The 23,069-nt window shown below is 40.6% G+C and carries 22 protein-coding genes; 6 read left to right on the top strand and 16 right to left on the bottom strand.

Annotation, left to right across the window (positions count from 1 at the left end):
• Nucleotides 1-21 precede the first annotated feature (21 nt).
• Nucleotides 22-2,826, bottom strand: a complete 2,805-nt coding sequence (gene uvrA, locus LHV68_09215) for an excinuclease ABC subunit UvrA (GenBank protein ID MCB4792053.1) — start codon at nt 2,824-2,826, stop codon at nt 22-24.
• Between the two features lie 626 nt (nt 2,827-3,452).
• Here uvrA and LHV68_09210 point away from each other — a divergent pair.
• The 4 genes from LHV68_09210 (at nt 3,453) to LHV68_09195 (ending at nt 5,393) form a co-directional block, all read left to right on the top strand.
• A complete protein-coding gene (locus LHV68_09210; GenBank protein ID MCB4792052.1) occupies nt 3,453-3,833 on the top strand; it encodes a hypothetical protein in 381 nt (126 codons plus the stop codon).
• 83 nt (nt 3,834-3,916) lie between these two features.
• On the top strand, nt 3,917-4,573 hold the full coding sequence (locus LHV68_09205; GenBank protein MCB4792051.1) for a hypothetical protein: 657 nt from the start codon (nt 3,917-3,919) through the stop codon (nt 4,571-4,573).
• 293 nt (nt 4,574-4,866) lie between these two features.
• A complete protein-coding gene (locus LHV68_09200) occupies nt 4,867-5,148 on the top strand; it encodes a BrnT family toxin (GenBank protein ID MCB4792050.1) in 282 nt (93 codons plus the stop codon).
• Nucleotides 5,145-5,393: an antitoxin gene (locus LHV68_09195; protein MCB4792049.1), complete on the top strand. Its 249-nt coding sequence runs from the start codon at nt 5,145-5,147 to the stop codon at nt 5,391-5,393. The genes LHV68_09200 and LHV68_09195 overlap by 4 nt, the downstream gene beginning before the upstream one ends.
• 427 nt (nt 5,394-5,820) lie before the next feature.
• On the opposite strand, the gene LHV68_09190 is transcribed toward LHV68_09195, so the two are convergent.
• From LHV68_09190 to LHV68_09120, 15 genes are all read right to left on the bottom strand, one after another.
• Nucleotides 5,821-6,195, bottom strand: coding sequence for a CBS domain-containing protein (locus tag LHV68_09190; GenBank protein ID MCB4792048.1), 375 nt, complete (start codon nt 6,193-6,195; stop codon nt 5,821-5,823).
• A 51-nt stretch (nt 6,196-6,246) separates the two neighbouring features.
• Nucleotides 6,247-7,842: an L-aspartate oxidase gene (gene nadB / locus LHV68_09185; GenBank protein MCB4792047.1), complete on the bottom strand. Its 1,596-nt coding sequence runs from the start codon at nt 7,840-7,842 to the stop codon at nt 6,247-6,249.
• A gap of 90 nt (nt 7,843-7,932) precedes the next feature.
• Nucleotides 7,933-8,865: a CsgG/HfaB family protein gene (locus LHV68_09180; GenBank protein MCB4792046.1), complete on the bottom strand. Its 933-nt coding sequence runs from the start codon at nt 8,863-8,865 to the stop codon at nt 7,933-7,935.
• Between the two features lie 43 nt (nt 8,866-8,908).
• On the bottom strand, nt 8,909-9,763 hold the full coding sequence (panC, locus tag LHV68_09175) for a pantoate--beta-alanine ligase (GenBank protein MCB4792045.1): 855 nt from the start codon (nt 9,761-9,763) through the stop codon (nt 8,909-8,911).
• 47 nt (nt 9,764-9,810) lie between these two features.
• The gene (locus LHV68_09170) at nt 9,811-10,959 is read right to left on the bottom strand and encodes a glycoside hydrolase family 5 protein (GenBank protein MCB4792044.1); all 1,149 of its coding nucleotides are present in this window, start codon (nt 10,957-10,959) and stop codon (nt 9,811-9,813) included.
• Between the two features lie 9 nt (nt 10,960-10,968).
• Nucleotides 10,969-11,826: a 3-methyl-2-oxobutanoate hydroxymethyltransferase gene (locus LHV68_09165; protein ID MCB4792043.1), complete on the bottom strand. Its 858-nt coding sequence runs from the start codon at nt 11,824-11,826 to the stop codon at nt 10,969-10,971.
• Nucleotides 11,827-11,885: 59 nt separating this feature from the next.
• Entirely contained in the window at nt 11,886-12,377 is a 492-nt protein-coding gene (folK, locus tag LHV68_09160) for a 2-amino-4-hydroxy-6-hydroxymethyldihydropteridine diphosphokinase (protein MCB4792042.1), read from the bottom strand.
• 131 nt (nt 12,378-12,508) lie between these two features.
• Complete coding sequence (locus tag LHV68_09155; GenBank protein ID MCB4792041.1) at nt 12,509-13,666, bottom strand: LL-diaminopimelate aminotransferase; 1,158 nt, start codon at nt 13,664-13,666, stop codon at nt 12,509-12,511.
• The gene (locus LHV68_09150) at nt 13,662-14,060 is read right to left on the bottom strand and encodes a hypothetical protein (protein MCB4792040.1); all 399 of its coding nucleotides are present in this window, start codon (nt 14,058-14,060) and stop codon (nt 13,662-13,664) included. Before LHV68_09150 ends, LHV68_09155 begins: the two co-directional genes overlap by 5 nt.
• Nucleotides 14,061-14,167: 107 nt before the next feature.
• Complete coding sequence (locus LHV68_09145; protein MCB4792039.1) at nt 14,168-14,920, bottom strand: fumarylacetoacetate hydrolase family protein; 753 nt, start codon at nt 14,918-14,920, stop codon at nt 14,168-14,170.
• A gap of 88 nt (nt 14,921-15,008) precedes the next feature.
• Entirely contained in the window at nt 15,009-15,785 is a 777-nt protein-coding gene (gene dapB, locus LHV68_09140) for a 4-hydroxy-tetrahydrodipicolinate reductase (GenBank protein MCB4792038.1), read from the bottom strand.
• Nucleotides 15,786-15,896: 111 nt separating this feature from the next.
• Entirely contained in the window at nt 15,897-16,772 is an 876-nt protein-coding gene (gene dapA / locus LHV68_09135; GenBank protein ID MCB4792037.1) for a 4-hydroxy-tetrahydrodipicolinate synthase, read from the bottom strand.
• Nucleotides 16,773-16,882: 110 nt separating this feature from the next.
• The gene (gene dapF, locus LHV68_09130; GenBank protein MCB4792036.1) at nt 16,883-17,710 is read right to left on the bottom strand and encodes a diaminopimelate epimerase; all 828 of its coding nucleotides are present in this window, start codon (nt 17,708-17,710) and stop codon (nt 16,883-16,885) included.
• Between the two features lie 119 nt (nt 17,711-17,829).
• A complete protein-coding gene (gene lysA, locus LHV68_09125; GenBank protein ID MCB4792035.1) occupies nt 17,830-19,080 on the bottom strand; it encodes a diaminopimelate decarboxylase in 1,251 nt (416 codons plus the stop codon).
• Between the two features lie 104 nt (nt 19,081-19,184).
• Nucleotides 19,185-21,233 (bottom strand): sulfatase-like hydrolase/transferase, encoded by a 2,049-nt coding sequence (locus LHV68_09120; protein ID MCB4792034.1) that lies wholly within the window; start codon nt 21,231-21,233, stop codon nt 19,185-19,187.
• 289 nt (nt 21,234-21,522) lie between these two features.
• On the opposite strand from LHV68_09120, the gene LHV68_09115 reads away from it, so the two are divergent.
• On the top strand, nt 21,523-22,494 hold the full coding sequence (locus tag LHV68_09115) for a M23 family metallopeptidase (protein MCB4792033.1): 972 nt from the start codon (nt 21,523-21,525) through the stop codon (nt 22,492-22,494).
• A gap of 33 nt (nt 22,495-22,527) precedes the next feature.
• Nucleotides 22,528-22,932: a polymer-forming cytoskeletal protein gene (locus LHV68_09110; GenBank protein ID MCB4792032.1), complete on the top strand. Its 405-nt coding sequence runs from the start codon at nt 22,528-22,530 to the stop codon at nt 22,930-22,932.
• Nucleotides 22,933-23,069 lie beyond the last annotated feature (137 nt).

Raw genomic sequence — 23,069 nt, 5'->3', positions numbered from 1 at the left:
TAAAAGCTTTAGTGTCAATGCCTAAGGCTCTAAAACAGGCTTTAGATACGTTCCTGTATAAGATTTTATATTCTTAATCACTGTCTCCGGGGTGCCTGAAGCTATCACCTGCCCGCCCTCGTCCCCGCCTTCAGGACCGAGGTCAATGATCCAGTCCGCTGTTTTAACTACATCCAGATTATGTTCAATAACGATCACAGTGTTTCCCGCATCCGCAAGCCTGTGCAGAACGTTCAAGAGTTTTTCTACATCTGCAAAATGGAGCCCTGTCGTGGGCTCATCAAGGATGTAAAGGGTCCTTCCTGTAGCTCTTTTTGAAAGCTCTGTGGCAAGCTTGACCCTCTGGGCTTCCCCTCCGGACAAAGTCGTTGCAGGCTGGCCGAGCTTAATATAACCAAGCCCCACATCACCAAGTGTTCCAAGGACACGCTTTAGTTTTGGGATATTTGCAAAGAACTCCGAGCTTTCCTCAACCGTCATGTCGAGCACTTCTGCGATATTTTTGCCTTTATACTTTACCTGCAGTGTCTCTTCATTGAACCGTTTCCCTTTGCAGACTTCGCAATGCACATACACGTCAGGCAAAAACTGCATCTCTATCTTAAGCGTCCCGTCGCCTCCGCAGTTCTCGCACCTGCCGCCTTTTACATTAAAAGAGAACCTGCCGGGTTTGTACCCCCTTCTTTTTGATTCAGGAAGTATGGAAAAAAGGTCTCTTATTACGCCGAACGCGCCGGTATAAGTAGCCGGGTTAGAGCGCGGGGTGCGTCCTATAGGCGACTGGTCTACGACTATAACTTTGTCTAAATTTTCTATCCCTTTTATTTTGTCATAAGCTCCCGGAATATCTTTTGAACCGTAGAGCTTTTGTGCCAGGGCTTTATATATTATCTCATGGACAAGAGTTGATTTTCCCGAACCAGAAACCCCTGTTATGCATACACACAAGCCAAGAGGTATTTCCACATCTATATTTTTTAAATTGAACTGCCGCGCCCCAGTTATTTTAAGGGTTTTTTCAGATGGTTTTCTTCTTTTCTCAGGAACCGGTATTTTAAGTTGTCCGTTCAAGTATTTTGCTGTTAAGGAATCTTTTGCTTTAAGCACCGTTTCGATAGTCCCCTCAGCTACGATTTTTCCGCCGTGTATCCCTGCACCCGGGCCAAGGTCGACTATCCAGTCTGACATGCGCATGGTCTCTTCGTCATGTTCTACTACTATTAGAGTGTTACCGAGCGCTTTAAGTTTCATAAGCGTATCAAGAAGTTTCTTGTTGTCTCTCTGGTGAAGGCCTATGGAAGGCTCATCAAGCACATAAAGCACGCCCGTTAATCCCGAACCTATCTGCGTTGCAAGATGGATCCTTTGGGCTTCCCCGCCCGCCAGGGTATGGCTTTCGCGGTCAAGCGTCAGGTACCCGAGCCCGACATTGGTCAGGAAAGAAATGCGCGAGTTTATCTCTTTTAATACGGCTTTGCTGATAACCTTTTCTTTTTCTGTCAGTTTAAGGTCATTAAAAAACTCCCGGGTTTTAAGGACAGACATTTCAATGACAGCGTGTATGGACCTTTTGTCTATCAGGACCGACAAAGCTTCCTTTTTAAGCCGCGCTCCGTTGCATAACGGGCAGAGCTGCTGGCGCATGTACTTATTATATATTTCTTCTTTTACATATTCGGACTCTGTTTCCTTATACCTGCGCTCTAAATTAGTTATTACGCCTTCGAACTCATCATCCCCGTACAGCAATATTTTCTGGTCGTCTTTTTCTAATTCTTTCCACGGCTTATTCTCGGCTATATTATGCCTTCTGCAAACATCACGTAGCATTTCTACATAGTAGCCGCCCCAGGCGCCTTTCCACCTGTGCGTCCTTGTAGTTATTGGGTTTGACCATGGAAGAATTGCGCCGTCTCTTATCGAAAGTTCACGGTTCGGGATTACGAGGCTCTCGTCAATTTCAAGCTTGTTGCCAAGCCCTGTGCATTCAGGGCATGCACCGTGCGGAGAATTAAAGGAAAACAGCCTCGGCTCTATTTCCGGCAAGCTGATACCGCAGTCAGTGCAGGCGTAATGTTCGCTAAAGATCCTCTCATCAAACCTTCCTGAGCCTTTATCGGTTAAAACAAGCACGAGCCCTTTTGATTCTTTTAAAGCTGTCTCAACCGAATCAGCGATCCTCTGCCTTGAATCAGGGCTTATAACGATCCTGTCAATGACGAGCTCAATGTTGTGTTTCTTGTACCTGTCCAACTTTATTTTATTTTCAAGCTCATGAATTTTCCCGTTCACTCTTGCACGGATATAACCCATTTTCAAAAACCGTTTAAACAATTCTTCGTAAGTCCCTATCCTTCCCCTAACTATCGGGGCCAGAATCTGTATCTTCGTATCTTTTGGCATAGCCATTATTTCATCTATTATCTGCTGGCTGGACTGGGGCTTTATCTCTTTTCCGCACTGCGGGCAGTGAGGTATGCCTATCCTTGCAAACAAAAGCCTCAGGTAATCATATATCTCGGTTACAGTGCCTACGATCGAACGTGGGTTATGCGACGGCGTCCTTTGCTGTATTGCAATCGCAGGTGATAACCCTTCAATAACATCCACATCCGGCTTTTCCATGAGCTCCAGAAACTGCCGCGCGTAAGCAGACAGCGATTCCACATACCTGCGCTGACCTTCCGCATAAATCGTATCAAACGCAAGCGAAGACTTCCCAGACCCCGAAAGCCCGGTAATTACCACCAGCTTGTTCTTCGGCAGCTCAAGGCTGATATCCTTTAAGTTATGTTCTCTTGCGCCCTTAATTATTATTTTATCCATACAAACCTTACTGTTCCATCAATCTTCGTATCGCTGCGGTTAGGTTTTGAGTGAAACGAAAAACCTACAGGGATAGTTTTATAATCCAATTTTACCTACTTTGTATTATCATGTAAAATAGTCATGTCTTTTTTATATGCGCATGTAAATTTGTCATTTTAATACTTTGCCGCTTTTTAAAGACAGCTTCCGGAACAACTATATAGGGCTTACTGAAAAATGAAATTAATGATTGGATATTCAACAAATAGTGTAATAATAAAGCATATAAAAGTGCACGGTTTTTGCATACATAAAAAACTTGCACTTTTTGTTATTTAATATTTTTCATTAAGCCCTGATTACAGAGATTAGCAACTGCGATTACAGTGATACTTCGACGGTTATTAATCATTGTAATCTTGAAGTTAATCACCGTAATCAAGGGCTGCTGGATTTTTCAGCAGACCCTAAATATATTCAATATCCAGCATTACGTATTTTATGCTATTCTACACTTTTTTTCAAAATATTGTCAAATATTTAATACCAAAAGAAGGTTTTTTGCATTTATTTGTCTAAAATAGTAAAATACCCCTATTAAGGTCGAAATAAAAAACAAATAAGTATTACGTATAATAACTGTTATGGATAAAAATAAGAGAATTATTATAGATTTTGGAACGAAAAAAACTGAACAGGGATGGATAGAGATCCTTGACGCTTTTGCTCTTGATGCCACAGCTATATGGTTTGATTGGATTGGATGGATACTAGCTATTACTGCTCTACAATATTTATTTCAAAAAAGTAATAATTTATTAATCGGAATAATCATAGGAATTTCTATAGCTCTGCTATTTTTATACTTTAATGCCTTTTTCTTTAGAATTGAATTTAAAAATCTTATATTTTTAAAGCATGAAAGAATTAAAAAAAACGTGTCGTTAGTAGTTTCTGGATTACTCGCTTTTGGATTTTGGCGTTTATCTATCTATTTAATTCAAATAATTACTAAGAATCAATAAATAGTCCATCAAGGCGCTACAGCCGACCGCGTTCCGCGGCGGCTGAGCTTAGTCGTTAGCAAAGAATTAATAAGAGGGATAAAATGGATAAAAGAAAAATATTTATTTCGCACACTAAACATGATAAGGAATTCTTAAACAGTTTAGATACTGTTCTTGCAAGGTGTGAACTGGGATCATTTCGATCAGAACTTGAACAAATATCAAATCCTGCGTGGAAAACCCTTCGTGACGAAATGAGAAAATCTACTGCAATGTTTCTTGTTATTGGAAACAACTTTAGAACTTTGCAATCACAAGGAACACTAAGCTGGAAACATACTCAAAACTGGATAGCATATGAAATAGGAATGGCATGTCAATTAGAATTAGATGTTTGGGTAATTTGTGAAAACATACCAAGACTAAATTTTCCTGTTCCATATCTTAATAATTATATTTATGTCAATTTGTCTGGGTTAGCTTTTCTTGGTGGCAAACCAACACATAGTGATGCTAAAATTAATTCATTTGAGTATTTGAAAAGTGTATTAGATCAGTATTCAAAAGGTTATCAATTCCCAATAAACAGCAAATCTATTAATTGTCCATACAAAAACTGTGGGGCAACATATAATTTACATAATAATTTTCATAATTCTCAAAGTTTTATTTGTCCGCAATGCTTACAATCGTTAAGTTTTAAAGTGCGTCAGCCAAGTTTAGCTGACATGTTTTATCCACAATTAAAAAATAAGTAACAGAAACGCTAACAAATCAATAAAATCCGTGTCAATCCGAATCCGTGTCAGGCTTGCCTAACTTGCCTAAATAAAAGAAGAGAGAAACTGTACTGACTTGAATAGTTGAACTAAATAATGGAAATCGCGTCGTAATCTATCCCGCAAGGGGATACGAAATTGTCGATTACGACAATTTCTATAAATAATTGAAAACGGGGCAGGATAGAGATTACAAAATAATGCAGACTTAGGATTGCCAGCATTATACGACCTGTTGACATAAGGCACACATTAGGCTATAATACTATAAAATGAAAATACATGAATGGGATTCCGATAAGAATGATAAGTTACAGAAAGAACGAAGTATTTCTTTCGAAGAAATTGTTTTTTATATTGAAAGAGGCGATGTATTAGATATTATTCCAAACCCTAACAAGAAGAAGTATCCGAATCAAAAAGTATATGTAATTAACGTAGATGACTATATATATTTAGTGCCATTTATTGAAAGCGAAGACATGGTGTTTTTAAAAACAATTATCCCCAGCCGTAAGGCAACGAGAAAATACGTTAAAAGAGGTGAGTTATGAAATTATCAAACGAAGAAAAAGAAATTCTTAATGCTTTTGAAAAAGGTTCTCTGAAATCTATCCCAAATGTAAAAAGCGAGATCGAACGACACAGGAAATATGCTAAAAACACATTAGTAAAGAATAAACGTATCAATATTCGTATTTCCGAAAGAGACTTAATACGCCTGCAAAGAGCAGCAATTAAGGAAGGTATCCCTTACCAGACCTTAATTTCAAGCATCTTGCATAAATATGCAGTATAAAATCATTAATAAATTAATATTCTAACAACACAATACAGCCGACCGTCGCTACGCGCCGGCGGCTGATTTTTTATGCTCAAAAGGAATAATCTATGGAAATTAAATTATCAACACTTAATACTAAACCTTACGAATTCCTGTAAGTCCTAAAAATCGTTTATCCGTTTTTTCTATATTCTGATTTGTATGGTCCCCAGATTCATCTATGTATAACCTATAATCTTGGAGCCCGGACAACATTCATTATTACACCTCTTACACAAAATTGCTAATTACACACTACTTGCTTTACTGATTTCAGTTATGTCGTTTATTTGGGAAAATAGGGGACATACAATGTTGTTTGATAATACGATATTGCTTATTTTCCATTTTGCATCTTTTTTCGGCTTCTGCTTTGCATTTCGTACTGCAAGTTGCAGATATACTATAATAATGAACGGATTATATCCCTGCGGCTAAGGATACCTACAAGTTTGCCGTCATCGATGATTGGAACACGCCTGAACAAACTCTTAGTAAAACATTCTGATATCTTATCTATATCGGTATCCGAAGTAAAACTAACAACTTTTACTGTCATTGCTTCTTTGACTCTAGTGGCGTGCAGGTTGGTAACAAATTGAAAGGCAAAATTTAGTATGTCTTTTTCTGTGATCACTCCAATAACCTTACCTTCACCGTCAACCACCGGCACTCCGGTTATCTTTTTTGCGTCTAATAATTCTGCCACATCTGCCAAAGTCGCATCCGGAGATATCGTTATCACATTTTTTGTCATAATGTCCTTTGCTTTTAACATAATCCCTCCCCTATAATTAACAACCATGTCCCACCTACGCTTTGGAACGGGTTAAAACCTGTGCAATAGCGTGTTTTTGGGGTGTTTGTTTTTATGCGGATAATCTATGTTGTAGTGCAGTCCCCGGGACTCTTTGCGTTTCTGGGCGCATTTTATTATTAGCTCGCTCACAGTGGCTATGTTCCTGAGCTCTATCAGGTCGCTTGTAACTATGAAGTTCCAGTAATATTCGCTTATTTCTTTCTGGAACATCTCTATCCTTGTCCTTGCGCGGCTGAGCCTCTTGTTACTGCGCAGTATCCCTACATAGTTCCACATAAAAAGCCTTATCTCTTCCCAGTTCTGTGTTACCACTACTGATTCGTCGCTGTCTTTTGCTTTTCCTACATCCCAGAAAGGCACTTCGATAAATTCCGAGCTGTTTTTTATTATGTCTTTTGTCTTCTCAAATACATTATGGCTGAAAACAAGAGCCTCAAGAAGAGAGTTTGAAGCAAGCCTATTCGCTCCGTGAAGCCCTGTGCAGGCTGTCTCGCCTATCGCAAAAAGATTATTTATGGATGTCTGGCCGGACTTATCCGTCAATATCCCGCCGCAGAGATAATGGGCTGCCGGCACTACAGGTACCGGGTCTTTTGCCATGTCTATGCCGAACTCAAGGCATTTGGCGTATATATTCGGGAAACGATGTTTTAAAAAACTTTTTGGCCTGTGAGTTATATCGAGGTAAACGCAGTCATCCCCCCTTTTTTTAAGTTCTGAGTCTATGGCCCTTGCAACGATATCCCTCGGCGCAAGCTCTTTTAACCTGTGGTACTTATGCATGAAAGCTTCGCCGTTCTTAAGCTTAAGCACCGCTCCCTCGCCTCGCACAGCCTCTGATATCAAAAAGGATTTTGCCTTTGGATGGAACAAGCAAGTCGGATGAAACTGAACGAACTCCATATCGCTCACAACAGCGCCGCAGCGATAACCCATCGCTATGCCGTCACCCGTTGCGACGTCAGGGTTAGACGTATACATATAAACTTTACCTGCTCCGCCCGTTGCAAGGACGACAGCTTTTGCAAGGAATGTCCTTACACGGTTGTTCTTTTTGTCTAAGACATAGGCTCCCCAGCATTTTTCATTTTTCCCCTGAAACTTTTTTAAAAGTTTGCCTGTCGTTATCATATCTATCGCTATATGGTCTTCGAAAACTTTTATATTCGGGTTGTCCTTTACGTTTTCAACGAGAACCTTTTCTATTTCTTCTCCGGTAAAATCCCCGGCATGAAATATCCTTCTTTTTGAATGCCCGCCTTCAAGACCGAGCTCATAGTCGTAGCCGGATTTTTCCTTGCTTATGGTAAAATCGACCCCCCAGCGTATCAATTCTTTTATCCGCTCAGTCGCCTGGGTAACAACCATTTCAACAACACTTTTATTGCAAAGCCCTGCACCTGCTACTAAAGTATCGTTTATATGTTTTTCAAAGCTGTCTTCTTTTTTCCAAACAGCGGCTATCCCACCCTGAGCGTAGTTGGTAGAACAATCATTTATATTTCGTTTTGTGACGATAGTTACGGTACCCACCCTGCTTGCTTTTATTGCAAGCGAAAGCCCTGCTATACCGCTTCCGATGATCAAATAGTCAGATTTTATCATAAAATATACCAGTTCGGAGTTTGAACCTTAAGATTATTGTTTTTAGTTTTTACTCCACACTCCGAACTCATAACTCCGAACTTATTTTTGCTATTCCGGTTCGTTCAGCTCAACAGGAGCGCTATCTATCATATTCTTTCGTTCAAGCAAGATAATATCTTTATATGAAGGAGTGTTTTTGTAAACCGTTTCCAGTTTTTCCCGAAGGCCCATAATTCGCCGGTAAATACCAGGGTTTCTTTTAGCTAAAAAAGTAAGCCTTTGAGAATTTTCCGGTTCAGTAAGCATTACAAACAACCGCGGCCTGTCATTTTTTAGCGCTTGCACTTCCCTGATCACTCTTATCGTGTCCCTAAAGGTCGACGGGTCATTTTCTCTTAGGGCAAGCATTTCCTTTCTTTGTTTTATTACAAGAGGATTACTTTCCTTTGCCCGTTTATCGAACTCATTATCCAGTTTGCTGCGTATTTCAGGGTCAAGCTTTTCAAATTCCTGTTTCCTCTGCGTTACTTTTTGTTTTGGGTTTACAGCACAGTAGATCTGCCCTGTTTTTACATCTATCATCCTTGCGTTTATTTCCTCGTAGTCATCAAGATGGGCTATAGTGCCTGAAACAATTGCGTCAACGTTCAAAAGTTTGCCGACATTCTGGGTATCGGTTTCAGTAGCGCCGGAAAGCGCAAGCTTTTGCTCTTCCAGGACTTTCTGGAGCTGTTTTCTTTCAACGACTATTATGTTCGGATTTTGTGATAACTTGGTGATTATCTGCTCGCTGAGGAGTTTTCCTTCTTCTGTGTCATTGCCTAAAATATCAGTAAAATCCGATACAGCCAGCCTTTTATTGGGCAGTTTGTTCATGTTCTGCGCTAAAACCTCGGTTATGGAATCTACAACGCTTTTTTCTTCCTGCATACCTTGGCTCAGAATATTTTGATTTACGGGAATAATTTTTTTGTGCTCAGCACATCCTGCTAACATCGCTGCGCCAAGCAATAACGACATAAAACCAATGTTTATTTTCACTTTCCCCTCCGTTGTTTCCCGAGTTTTTCTTATAGCTTACAACTTAGAGCTTATTACTGACTTTTATGTTGTCTATTAACCTTGTTTTCCCTATCCATACGGCAGCCGCTATAACAATAGGGAGTTTTATTTTTGAAATATACTCGAGCGTCTCTGGATGAACTATCCTTATATAGTCTATTTTAGAACCCGGTATCTTTTTTATTTCCGGTATTATTTTATTTAAAACATCTTTTGAATTTCTTATTTTCTTGGACTTTATCAATTTTTCCCCTAACTTTAATGATCTATGGATATTTAAACTATTTTCTCTTTCTGTTTTTGTTAAATACTGGTTCCTGCTCGACATCGCAAGGCCGTCTTTCTCTCTTAGAATAGGGCAAGCTATTATCTTGACCGGGAAATTAAGGTCACATGCCATTTTCTCGATTATTTTTAACTGCTGGTAATCTTTGGCGCCGAAATATGCCTTTACCGGCAGTATAATATTAAACAGCTTGGCAACTACAGTGGCTACTCCTTTAAAATGACCGGGCCTTAAAGGCCCGCACAACACTTCAGATACCCTACTTACGGAAATATGAGCAAGCTGTCCGCCCGGGTACATGTCCTTTACTTCCGGCGCAAATATATAATCAACCTTTAAGCTTTTACATATCTTTTTATCTTTACTAAACGGCCTTGGATAACGCAGGTAATCCTCGTTAGGCCCGAACTGTATCGGGTTTACGAATATCGATACAACGACTATCTCATTTTCTTTCCTGGCCTTTTTTACAAGGGATGCATGCCCCTCATGCAAAGCGCCCATAGTAGGCACCAGGCCCACAGACTTGCCTTTCTGCCTAACTCTTAAAGCTATTTTCTGCATCTCCCCTGCACTTTTTATTATCTTCATAAATCATCTTTTCAACCGCATTCCACCTACGCGGTGGAACGTGGTTATTAGAAATGTTTGCTTAATGCCTTTATTATCCCTGCATTTGGCGTGAAATTTTTGGTTCGCCAGAAATCAGCAAGCTGTTTTTTTTCAGTTTTCCAGAATTTAGGATAGTTTTCCCAGCCAAAGACCGGTCCCATCCTGTTTACATATTTATTATCCGAAATGTGCTGAAACAAACCGTCTGGAAAAACGCTGTTTGCCATGGCTTTGTATGTCCAGTAAGTATAGCCAAAACCGTATTCATCAAAAGCCTTTAATATGCTATTTAGCCAGTCAAGTTCGCCGTAATAACCGCTGCGCCAGTTGATCCCGAACTCTCCCACATAGATCTCTACTTTGTTCTTTTTTGAATAATCGTAATAAGGCTTTAGGTATTTTTTTATCGTTTTAGAGTCCCACGTACATCCTTCTATTTTCCCCGGGAATTTTAAAAAAGGCGAAAAATTAAAAGTATAAGTTAACGGGCAATAGGTATGTATACTTATAGAAATATTATCATCAATCAAATCATTTAAAAAATCTATCTGCTGTGCCCAGATATTGCCTTCAAGAAATATCGTGTGTTTGCTATCAACGCTTCTTATGCGTTTTATGACGTCCCTGTAAAAGTTTTTTAATGCCCCTATCTTTGACTTATCAACGACAGGTTCATTTAAAACATCGTAGCCAAGAAGTGCGGGATGGTTCTTAAAAGAACCGGCTATAAACTCCCAGAGCACGCAGGTCCTTTCCCTGTAGGACTTTACATCCCACAAAAGCGCCCTGCCGTCGCTGTCTCCGTGCCAGTCATGGTTCTGGGCGCCTATCGCTGCATGCAAATCAAGTATTATCTTTAGGCCGCATTTCTCTGCCCAGTCAAGCGCTTTTTTAATATACTCAGTCCCTTCTTTTGAATATAGGTAAGGTCCTTTTTCAACCAGCCTCGAGTTGAACGGTACCCGGACCGTATTAGCGCCCATACGGCTTATATTCTCAAAATCTATTTCATTTATATAATTGTCCCGGAACGTTTTTTCAAATTTAAAAAGCTCATTTTCTCCGTTAACTTTTATAAAATCTCTTTTAAACCGGCTTTCCGGGATGTTCCTCCCGCCAAGGATATAGCCTTCCATCAGAAGCCAGCCGCCAATATTAACGCCTTTTATCCTCATTATGCGCTCCTAATTATAGGTGTTTTCCTCGCCGGGAAATTTGCGTTCTTTAACTTCTTTGACATATTGTTTTACCGCATCAAGAATCTGCGGTTTTAAGTTAATGTATTGTTTTACAAATTTCGGCTTTATCCTTGAACAGAGACCGAGTATATCGTCTATCACTAAGACCTGGCCGTCACACTCAACACCCGCACCTATGCCTATCGTAGGGATTGATAAACTTCCGGTTATTTGCTTTGCAAGCGAAGGAGGGATACATTCAATAACAAGAGAGAAAACACCCGTAGCTTCAAGCAGTCTGGCTGTAGCCAGGAGCTCGGAAGCTGTTTTATCATCCCTGCCCTGCACCTTATAGCCTCCCAGCTGTTCAAGATACTGAGGCGTTAATCCTATATGCCCCATTACCGGGATATTGTTTTTTAACAACAATTCTATTATCTTAAGGACCGAATCAGTGGTTTTCGGGGCCATTGAGGTGACGGCTTTTGTGTCTTTCCCGTAACAACACTGGCTCGTTATACCCACCTCAATTTTTACTGCATCTGCGCCGCCGTGTTCGATCATGCATTTAGCATCTTTTAAGACCTCTATATTTTTTTTGTGCTGCGGTATAAACGGCATATCTGCCACTAAAAGAGCCCCTGAATTCCCTCTTTTAACGGCTTTGCAGTGATAAATTATATCATGCACAGTAACATCGAGCGTGTTTTCCTGCCCCAGTTTGACCATGCCAAGAGAATCTCCGATGAGTATAATATCTATCCCAGCTTCGTTCAATGTTTTAGCGGTCTCATAGTCATAGGCCGTAAGCATAGCTATCTTTTTGCCCGCTTTTTTCATTTCCTTTATTTTACTGATTGTCATTTTTTCCACAATCTTCCCCCCAGCAAACAATTGGGATTTTTTTTGTTTGCCATTCCTGATTATTTAATAACCTTAACCTTTTGGCTCTTTTGTGTCAATAATTTGCCGAGGATAGACCTTATGCTCATTTTGGATACTGGATGTATCAATTTCGGAGCTATTTCAACTAAAGGTTCAAGTACAAACCTTCTCTTTGGGATCTCGGGATGAGGGACACAAAGGCCTTTCTTTACAATAAGTCTATTGCCGTAAAAAAGCAGGTCAAGGTCAATAACCCTCGGCAACCATTTCTTCTTTTGTTTTTTTCTCCCCAACGACCTTTCGATTATTTTCAATTGTTCTAACAATAAAACCGGAGACAACTTCGTTTTTATCTTTATAACGGCATTTATATAATCTCTCTGGGAAGGCCCGACTGGAAACGTCTCGTAAAACGAAGATATTTTCTCTATTTTACAGGAAGGGTTAACTGAAATAGATTCGCAGGCTTTCTTTATATTCCTATATCTGTTACCGATATTCGAACCAAGCCCGATATATGCTGTATACATAAGACTCAAGACCACAGATGTTTAGACATCAGACTACAGACTTGAGACTACAGACTGAAAAACAAAAACTAAAAATTTTCTATTTTCTAATCTGTAGCCGGAAGTCTGCGGTCTGTAGTCTGTGGTCTATTTTACCACTTTATTTTACTTATTCTCTTCAATGCTTCTTCTATACGCGGCACCTCAACTGTCAGGGCAAAACGGACATAGCCTTCGCCGCTCGGCCCCAGGCCGTTTCCAGGGGTGCAAACTATACCTGCCTCGTCAAGAAGTTTTGCTACGGTTTCTGCGGACGTGAACCCGGCGGGCGTCCTGGCCCAGACATAAAAACTTGCTCTAGGCTTAGTGACTTTCCAGCCAAGCTTGACGAGGCCGTCGACTAAAGCATCCCTTCTTGTTTTATATATTTTCCGCATATCATCAACGCAGTCCTGCGGCCCGTTCAACGCTGCTACGGCCGCTTCCTGTACAGCTCCAAAAACCCCGGAATCATAATTATCTTTTACCGTAGCAAGCCCTTTAATTATATCGGCATTCCCGCATATCCAGCCTGCTCTCCAGCCGGTCATATTATAAGTTTTCGAAAGCGAGTGGAACTCCACACCGACTTCCTTTGCGCCCTGCACTTCAAGGAAACTCATGGGTTTTTCTTCATAATATATTTCCGAATAAGCCGCATCGTGGGCAACTATTATGTTGTATTTCTTTGCGAACCTTACGACGTTTTCATAAAAACCCCTGCCTGCAACCGCTGCGGTAGGGTTGTTCGGATAATTAATGAAAATCACCTTTGCTTTTTTGCATATATTTTCTGGGATATCTTCAAGGATAGGCAAAAAACCATTTTTTTCCAATAAAGGCATAAAATACGGTTTACCGTCTGTAAATATCGTGCCTGTATTATAAACCGGATAACCCGGTTCGGGTATCAATACTATATCGCCCGGGTTTATAAAAGCCAGGTGAAAATGGCCTATGCCTTCTTTTGACCCCAAAAGAGCCGATACCTCGGTGTCAGGGTTAAGTTCTACGCCAAAACGCCTCATGTACCACCCTGCGACAGCTTCCCTGTATATTTTAAGCCCTGAACCGAAAGGATACTGGTGATTGGACGGCCTTGCAAGCGCTTCCTGTCCGGCTTTTATTATATGTTTTGGCGTAGGTTTATCAGGGTCGCCTACCCCAAGAGAGATTATATCTACTCCTTTTTCTTTGGCAATTTGTTTTTTCCTGTCGATCTCAATGAACAAATACGGAGGAAGTTTTTTAAGTTTATCGCTGTAATTAATTTTCATTTTTGTTTTCCTCTTTTTTTCCGCTGATATTTCCTGTATTATTGAACACGTGCCACACAGCGGCCAGAAGTAAAACAGCAAAAATAAAAGCTACGACATTCGTAGGCCAGCCCTCAAAAACACCCATCTCATACGGGTAACCCACGTAACCGAAATCACCGGCTGTATTTGATGTGAACAATATCTTAAGAAAAGGGATTATTTTAGCCTGCAGGCCTCCACCGAATACAAGAAGCGCCCACAAAAGCCAGAAAAGGACCGCGATCGCAAAAATAACAAGGATTATCATCGCTCCGACATGAACAGGGTCATACTTCGGTTCATCCGGGTCATCTTTTTCGTCGTCAAAAACGTCTACAATATCAGTAAATATTTTTTTAATGTCCATATTAAAAACTCCAGCGGATAGCGTTTAGCGTAGAGCGTATAGTAAAGTGAAAAGAAATTGTAATTTTGGTTTTTCTATACGCTATCCGCTAAACGCTCTACGCTATTTCATACAACTCTATTTTTTAATGCCCCTATCTTTTCGATCCTCACTTCGACCTTGTCTTTCCTTTTCATAGGCCCGACACCGGGCGGCGTGCCTGTTGCTATGACATCGCCGGGAAGAAGCGTCATAACTGTTGAAACAAAATGGACTATCTCTTCTATTTTAAATATCAGGTCACTGGTGTTAGACCTCTGGCACCGTTTGCCGTTCAAATAGGTCTCTATTTTTAGCTTACCCGGGTTAATATCGTCCACTATCCACGGCCCGATAGGAGCAAAGGTATCAAACGATTTCGCCCTGGTCCACTGCCCGTCTTTCTTCTGCAGGTCGCGGGCTGTTACGTCGTTAAAACACGTATACCCCAGGATATAGTCTTTGACTTTCTTTTCAGGGACATTCTTTGCTTTCTTCTTAATTACTATCGCAAGCTCTGCCTCATAGTCGACCTTTATCGAACTTTCAGGATAGGATATATCGTCGCAAGGCCCTACAACGGACGTAGGAGCTTTCAGGAACATCAGGGGTTCGAAAGGTATGGACATTTTAAGCTCCTGAGCATGCTCAAGGTAATTAAGCCCCAGAGCGATTATTTTTCCGGGCTGCACGGGCGCAAGGAGTTTGATTTTCTTTAACGGGTATTTCTTCCCTGTTTTTTTGTATTTTACGAAATAATTCGGAGTAATTTCATGGACGGTTTTACCAAGCAGAACACCGTGTTTTATGTGGCCGTCATGCAAAAACCTTAAATAGATCATAGGACCTCCAGAATCAGACTACAGACTTCAGACAACAGACTAAGAATTTAGGTCTTTAGTCTCTGGTCTGTAGTCTGATGTCTGTGATTTATCTTATGTTCAACACGTCCTGCATATTATACATTCCCGGTTTCTTTCCATATATCCATTTTGCCGCAAGAAGGGCGCCATTTGCGAGTGTATCTCTTGACAGGGCCCTGTGCACCAGTTCGATCCTTTCTCCCGGGCCGGCAAAATAGACAGTGTGTTCTCCTACAATGTCCCCTGCTCTTATCGAGTGGATGCCTATTTCTTCCTTCGTTCTTTCACCCACAATACCATGCCTGCCGTATATACCGGCATCCTTCGGTTTCTTTCCCAGAACATTGCAGATTATTTCAAACAATTTTACCGCTGTCCCGGAAGGAGCATCCTTTTTCTTGTTATGGTGAAGCTCTACTATCTCTACGTCGTAATCAGGGACCACCTTAGCTGCATCGCCGGCAAGTTTAAATAAAAGGTTTACCCCTATTGACATGTTCGGAGACAGCAAGACAGGTATCTCAGAACCTGTATCCTTGATCTTTTTTACCTGGGCATCATTAAAGCCGGTCGTGCCTATAACAATGGCCTTTTTGTTTTCTAAGGCAGTCTCAAGATTGATCAAGGCGCTTATCGGCGCGGTAAAATCCATAACAACATCGCAGGATTTTATAATACTTGCAAGGTCAGATGTTATCTTTGGCTCATCCTTGCCGATCATCGGATGTCCTTTTGTCTCAACAGCACCGGCTATCTCTAATTCTTTGGAGTCTTTAGCAAGGCTGATTATTCTTTGTCCCATCCTGCCTGCCGCACCACAAACTATTATTTTAATTTTATCCATAATAAACCCCTAAAAATCAGGATCAAGTAGTCAGGGTCAAGGGTTTAGGAAAATCCTTTATTTCTTCCTTGCTACTTGACCCTTGCCCCTTTGACCCTATGTTTTCTGTTCCTATTTTATTAATCCGTAATCTTTTAATGCTTTTTCAAGTTTTTTCTTATTTGCATCTTCCATCTCGCACATAGGAAGCCGAAGTTCCGGCTGGCACATCCCAAGCATACCCATTGCAGTTTTTACCGGTATCGGGTTTGTTTCGATAAACATCGCTTTTATAAGAGGTAAAAGCTTATAATTCAACTCTTTGGCTTTTTTAATTTCTCCCTTTAGATAAAGGGAGACCATATCTGAAACATCTTTCGGGACTATGTTCGCAACAACAGAGACCACCCCGGCACCACCGATAGATAAGACCGGAAGGGTCAAGGCATCGTCACCCGAAAGAAGTTCAATGTCCGGGCAGGAAGCTATGGTCTGCTCCATCTGTTCCAAAGACCCGGACGCTTCTTTTACAGCCACTATATTCTTGCACTCTCTTGCAAGCTTTGCAGTAGTTTGTATTTCTATGTTTACGGCTGTACGGCTCTGTATATTATAAAGCATTATCGGTATCTTTATGGCACTGGCTATTTCCTTAAAATGAAGGTAAAGCCCTTTTTGCGTAGGCTTATTATAATACGGGGATACCAAGAGTACACCGTCGCAGCCGACTTTTTCAGCGTGACGGGAAAGCATTATAGCTTCATCGGTACTGTTTGACCCCGTACCTGCCAGGACTTTTACCCTTTTCTTGACGGCTTTTACGACCGTCTCTATGACAAAATCATGCTCTTCGTATGAAAGAGTAGACGATTCGCCAGTAGTGCCGCACGGCACTATCCCGGATGTCCCGTTCTTAATATGAAATTCCACAAGTTCTTTTAATTTTTCTACGTCTACCTTATTATCTTTAAAAGGCGTGACTATCGCGACATACGATCCTTGGAACATTTTTCCTCCACAAATTAATTGAAAATTGCAAAGTGCAAAATGCAAATTTCAAATTTTCAATGTCATTCATTAAATTTACAATTTGCAATTTCTCGATTTGCAATTTGCAATCAGATATTTACACTCCCCGTAAACGTAACTTCCGCCGGGCCTTCAAGATGGACATTCGAGACCGGAGAAATAAAATCGTCTTCGGTATTCAGCGTGAACGAAACATATAACGTATCTCCGCCCCGCGTAATGCAGTGAACCGGTTCTTTTACGAGTTTTTTCATACTGGCGATTATCGCACTTGCCACTACTCCTGTACCGCAGGCGAGCGTTTCGTCTTCAACCCCGCGTTCATAAGTCCTTACATATATGGTGTTCTCGTTTTTCTTCTGGATAAAATCCACGTTCGTGCCTGCAGGCGAAAATTCCTTATGATACCTTATCATCTGCCCCAGACCGCATACGTCTATTTTATCTATATTACTTACTGCAACTACGGTGTGGGGGACTCCTGTATCTATAAATGAAACATCAAACTCTTTTTCGCCTACCTTTAAAGGGAAATCAAGCCGGACATCTTTCGGTTCGTACAGTTCAAGCCTTATATTGTTTTTTAAGATCTCGGCATTTACGAGCCCCGCATCCGTTTCAAATGCCATTTTTTTTGAGGTTATGCCGAGCAGGTTCGCAAAACGGGCTATGGAACGGCCGCCGTTCCCGCACATCGCCGCATGAGAGCCATCGGAATTATAATAACACATTTTAAAATCTGCTTTTTTGCTTTTTTCTATCAGGATAAGCCCGTCAGCCCCGATCGAGAGCTTTCTCTGGCATAAACGCTTTGCTAAAGAAGATAGGTCTCCGGACAAAACCTTTTTTCTGTTATCGATCATTATGAAATCATTACCTGCTGCAGAGATTTTATAAAAGTCAATTTTCTTATTCATGTTCAGCGTAAAACGGATAGTATTATTTTTAGCGTTTAGCGTAGAGCGTTTAGCGGATAGTTAAAATCTTTGACTTTCCTATACGCTCTACGCTATCCGCTGTACGCTATAATTGTACGCTACCCGTTAATCCTTTCTTTTCTTACCAAGTCTTCGTATTTTTCGCGTTCACGTACCATTTTATATTTTGAGCCATTTATCATTATTTCAGCTGCCCTCGGCCTTGAATTATACTGGGACGACATAGCCATTGAATAAGCGCCTGCACACTTTACAGCAAGGTATTCCCCTTGTGCAAGCCAGGGAAGAAGCCTGGATTGTCCTAAGAAATCTCCGGTCTCGCATATTGGCCCTACTACATCAGAAGTTAGTTTCGGCCCTGCCGGGTTTTTTACCGGTATTATATCATGATAGGCTTCATAAAGCGTCGGCCTTATGAGGTCGTTCATCCCGCCGTCAACTATCAGGAAATTCTTGCCGTCTGCTTTTTTTCTGTATGTAACTTTTACTAAAAGAATGCCGGTATTTCCTACGATATACCTGCCGGGCTCAAAAACGAATGTCCCTTTAAAACCTTTAAAAGGCACAAGTACTGCGTCTGCAAGGTTTGTGGGACTGGAAACATTTTCGTGCCTGTATTGGATACCCAGGCCGCCGCCAAAATCTATGTATCTTAATTTTATTCCGGCTTTAAAAAGCTCATTAACTATTTTTGCCATCCTTAAAGACGTTAAATGGAACGGTTTGACTTCGGTTATCTGCGAACCTATATGGCAATGCAAGCCCGCTGCATCAATACTTTTTATCTTAGACGCGAGTTTGTAAACCACAAGAGCTTCAGGATAGGGTATCCCGAACTTTGAACCGCTTTTTCCTGTCGTTATGTATTTATGGGTATGCGCATCAACGTGAGGGTTGACCCTGAGCGCAATAGAGGCTTTTTTATTGTGCCTCTTAGCCAACCGGCCGATTAATTCAAGCTCTTCTATTGATTCGACATTGAACATCAGGATATTATGCTTTAAAGCATACTCTATTTCCACTGCGGTCTTACCTATACCTGCATAAACCGTCCTTTCCGGAGAAAATCCGGCTTTTAGAGACCTGTATAGTTCTCCTCCGGATGTAACATCAACTCCGGAACCCAAACCTGCAAGGGTTTTTAGTACCGTTGAATTAGAATTTGCCTTCATCGCATAGCAAACAAGATGCGGGACTTTCTTGAAAGCTGAATCAAAAGACCTATAATTTTCAATCAATTTTGATTTAGAATAAACGTAAAGAGGCGTCCCGAATTTATCTGCTAATTTTTCAAGCGAGGCATTCTCAAAATAAAGATTGTTTTTTCTGTAATGTAAACTTTCTTTCATTATCCTATGTTTCCTTCATTTCTGTTTAATTTTAAAGTGTTTTTATGATACCAATTTCCGCAGTTCTTGTCAATTTGAAAACTGCTTCATGGAAGGATTACGGTTTAAAACTTAAACGGGTGTTTAATAAGGTAATCTGAAAGTGCCAGAGCTGCCTTATAATGTTTCAGGATCGTTTCATGAATATAGAATTTTTTTGATTCCTTAAGGGTTCTTTTGTCATCACTTTTCCAACTATAATAACTCGCTGTATCGTTTGCAGGCGTATAAATAAGAGCCGCTTCTTTGGCTATAACCAGGTTTGCAACGTTAAAACCTATATGTTTTACCCGTGCATCTAACATATCGTTTCCTATTGATAAATATTGAGCGTCGGACAAGGATAAGTTATAGAGTGTCGGCATTATATCAACATGGGAGCCTACCGTATTTAAATCAACACTGTTTGGTTTTAAGCTGTCCGGGATATAGAGATAAAAAGGCACACCGAAGTGGTTAAGCGAATCCTCCGTGGAGTAATCCACAACATCCCAGAAGTTATGGTCTCCTGTAACAGCTATGATGGTGTTTTTGCCTAATTCCGAATTTTTGACCCTTGATATGAACTCTCCGAGTTTTTGGTTCGTATACTGGTAAGTCTGGAACCTCTGCATCGCAAGGTTCTTGTTCCCTGTAATCCTTTTTTGAAGCGCTCCGGGTATGTCAAGCGGCAACAATTTATAACCCGGCGGGAGCGAATACGGCGGATGGTTGCTCGTGGTCATCGCAAAGATAAACTTCGGCCTTGCGCTGTTTTGCTGAAGTTTTTTGTAGATGTGGTCAAACAGAAACTCGTCATAAACTCCCCACTGGTTTTTAGGATAGGAGGGGTCCATAGCGCCTTCACCCTCTATCGCGTCAAAACCTATGTTAGGCACGATGGACTGCATATTTCTCCAGTTCGCGTTCCCTCCGTACAGAAAAAGAGTATCATACCCGGCTTTCTTGTAGGGAACAGCTGCCCCGGAAGAATGCTCCTTGTAAGCATATTTAGATTGGCTTATAGCTTTTGACTGGGGCCTTTTGGGCACATTATAGATAACGGCTTCTATGCTTCCGATAGTACCTATATCTCCTGAAAGAAAATTTGTGAACAAGTAGTCTTTTTCAAAATGGCCTTTTAGCTGGCCTAAAACATTAAAACTTTTTGAATTATACCTCGCCAGGTCCGTGCCAAAACCCTCACACATGATTACAATGACGTTCGGTTTTATTTTCTGCGCCGCATCATTTTTGCGTGTCTTTTTTACAAGGTACAATTGAAGTTCTTGTTTGCCAATGTCTCCATAGCCCGCATCCAGGAAATCAAGAACGACCTGTTCTACGTTGTCCTGGTACCCCATCTCTTTTATTAGATCGTACTCCTTTCCTTCTTTAGCTCTAAACTCCAGGGCTTCCTGCAAAGTGTGAACCCCTGTCAACGATAACTTATTGATAAACTCGTTCGGCGAAAGAGCGGCATCCATAACGCCTAAAGGGAACAAGCCGAAAGAGCCTCTTGCTGCGATAAAATTACCTGCTAATAAACAGAAAACAAAAATAACTTTTATACCAGTGCTATATGGTTTTAATCCTTCGATTTCGTCTTTGATGGAACCAACAAAATACCTTATTATAAAATTTACTAAAATAATGAATACCAGAAACCCAACAACCGCCTTTATAATAGGATAGCTCTGGTAAATAGTTGAAAAAAGAGCTTTTGTGTCATCTTCAAATATACCGAATATAAGGATATTGATATGGTTTTTGAAATATAAATAGAATCCAAAATCTGTAATTATGATCAAAAATAGAAGTGAATATGCTAAAGTGTAGTAAATTTTAAGTACTTTTTTCCATATATCAAACAGCCGCAGGTTCCTTGCAAACAAAATTATTAAAATGCTCAGGCTTACCAATGCATTTATATAAGCTATTATAGCAAGGTCATAGCGGAACCCTAAGAAAAATGCTTTAAAAACATACCAATATTGCCCTTTTAATTCATTGAAATTAGCGAAATAAACAAAGAAAAACAGCCTATACAATGACATTAAAAGCAAGAAAATGCCGTTTAAAACTATAAGTTTCTTTATTGCTTGAACAATTAATTCAAAATCAAGTTTTTTCATATAATCCCTTCGGGAATTATTGATTACACAGATTCTATACACAGATTACAGTGATTATACTATCGGTTTTGCTTATAATCTGTGTAACCAAGGGCTGTAAGCCCTTTGATTTTACATATTTTTACCAGTTCAAGTCAATTATGTTCATCTTAGACATCCTATAGCCTGAAGCGTGCGGATGTTTAATAAAAACTTATTTAAAATTATATATGAAATATATTCTTGACATTTTATTTTTTTTGTGTTATATAATATTGGGACTAATATCCTATTAATATAAAGAGGTAGAATGAAAATCGTTCAAAGCATCCAAAAAGAGTTGAAAAGGCATCTTACCCTGATGCTTATACCTCATAACACCATAAAACCGTTGAGGATAACTTTCACGTTGTCTTTTGTGCTTTTTTTGTTATCTCTATGGACAGGTATAACTCTCTGGGCCGGCTACCTGGCAAGCCGCCATATTGACTACTGGAGGGTAAAATCGGAACATAACCTGATGAAATTGAAGGTTATGTTCTTTGCTCAGGAAGTAAGAAAATCAAGAGAAATGCTTGAACATGTAAGAGAAAATGACGAAAACATAAGGTCTCTCCTGAATTTAAAATCTAAAAAAGCCATAATTGAAACCGAAGGCCGCGGCGGACCGCTGCCGGAAGAAACAGGGGACTTAAACAGGTTTTTGTCCGGTAAAATATATGAAATGTCCAGTCAGGATATCTACAGGCAGACACACGCTTTAATAGAAGAAACAAAAAAACAAATGCAAAGTTTTAACGAGATAACCGGATACGTGGAAAACGAACGTATGCTGTTTAGGGCAATACCAAACTGTATGCCGTGCGTCGGTAATTTCACATCGAAGTTCGGGTACAGGATACATCCTATATACCAAGTCTACGACAGGCACACGGGTGTTGATATAGCTAACGTAAAAAACACGCCGGTTTATTCAACTGCCTATGGCACTGTTATTCTTGCCGAGTGGCAACCAGGGTACGGAAGGCTGGTAATAGTCGATAACGGGTATAAATATAAAACTCTTTACGGCCATCTGAACAAATTTCTTGTAAAAACAGGAGATAAAGTAAAACGTGGCCAGCTTATAGCCCTGATGGGGGACACAGGCAGCTCCACAGGCAGCCATACCCATTACGAAATAAGATATAACGAACACCCTGTTGACCCGATGACTTATTTCAAAAAAGACCTTTTCTCTGTTGCCTCAAATAATAGAGGGCCTTTGTCAAATTACAGATAGCTTGTCCCCATGTATGGGAAAGGGAGAACAACAATGTCTATGTTCAAGAAAAAAGAGAATGAATTCGGTATGCTTGAAACCATTGTCGGCCCTGAAAGCACGTTCCTGGGAACGATCAAATCAAAAAATTCTGTCAGGATTGACGGGAAGCTTGAAGGCGGAGTAGCTGAAGCTACCGGAGTCATAGTCGGCGAAAAAGGCCAGGTCCAGGGAGACTTAAACGCCCGCATAGTCATTGTCGGAGGAAAAATAACAGGGAACATCACTGCCATGCAAAGCCTTGAGATACTAAGCAAAGCCCAGGTGTACGGCGACCTGCATACTGCCAGTTTAAGTATAGGCGAGGGCGCTATTTTTGAAGGCAACTGCGTAATGGCTACGGAAAAAGATAAAGTAATAGATATAGACATTGAACATACAAATACAAGAAGGCGGTAGAAGGTTTCTTAGCTTGCAGTAATTAAAAAACAACCCCAAATTGAAGAAAACGATTTGGGGTTGTTTTTTATTTTAGTACCAGGTTCCACCGCGTAGGTGGACTAGGGTTTATCCGGCTGCTTTAAGGGCGGCTAACG

It is taken from the genome of Candidatus Liberimonas magnetica, from assembly GCA_020523885.1.
GTDB lineage: Bacteria > Elusimicrobiota > Endomicrobiia > Endomicrobiales > JAFGIL01 > Liberimonas > Liberimonas magnetica.
The sequence above is the reverse complement of the archived record's forward strand: the minus strand, read 5'-3'. Positions and strand labels throughout refer to the sequence as shown.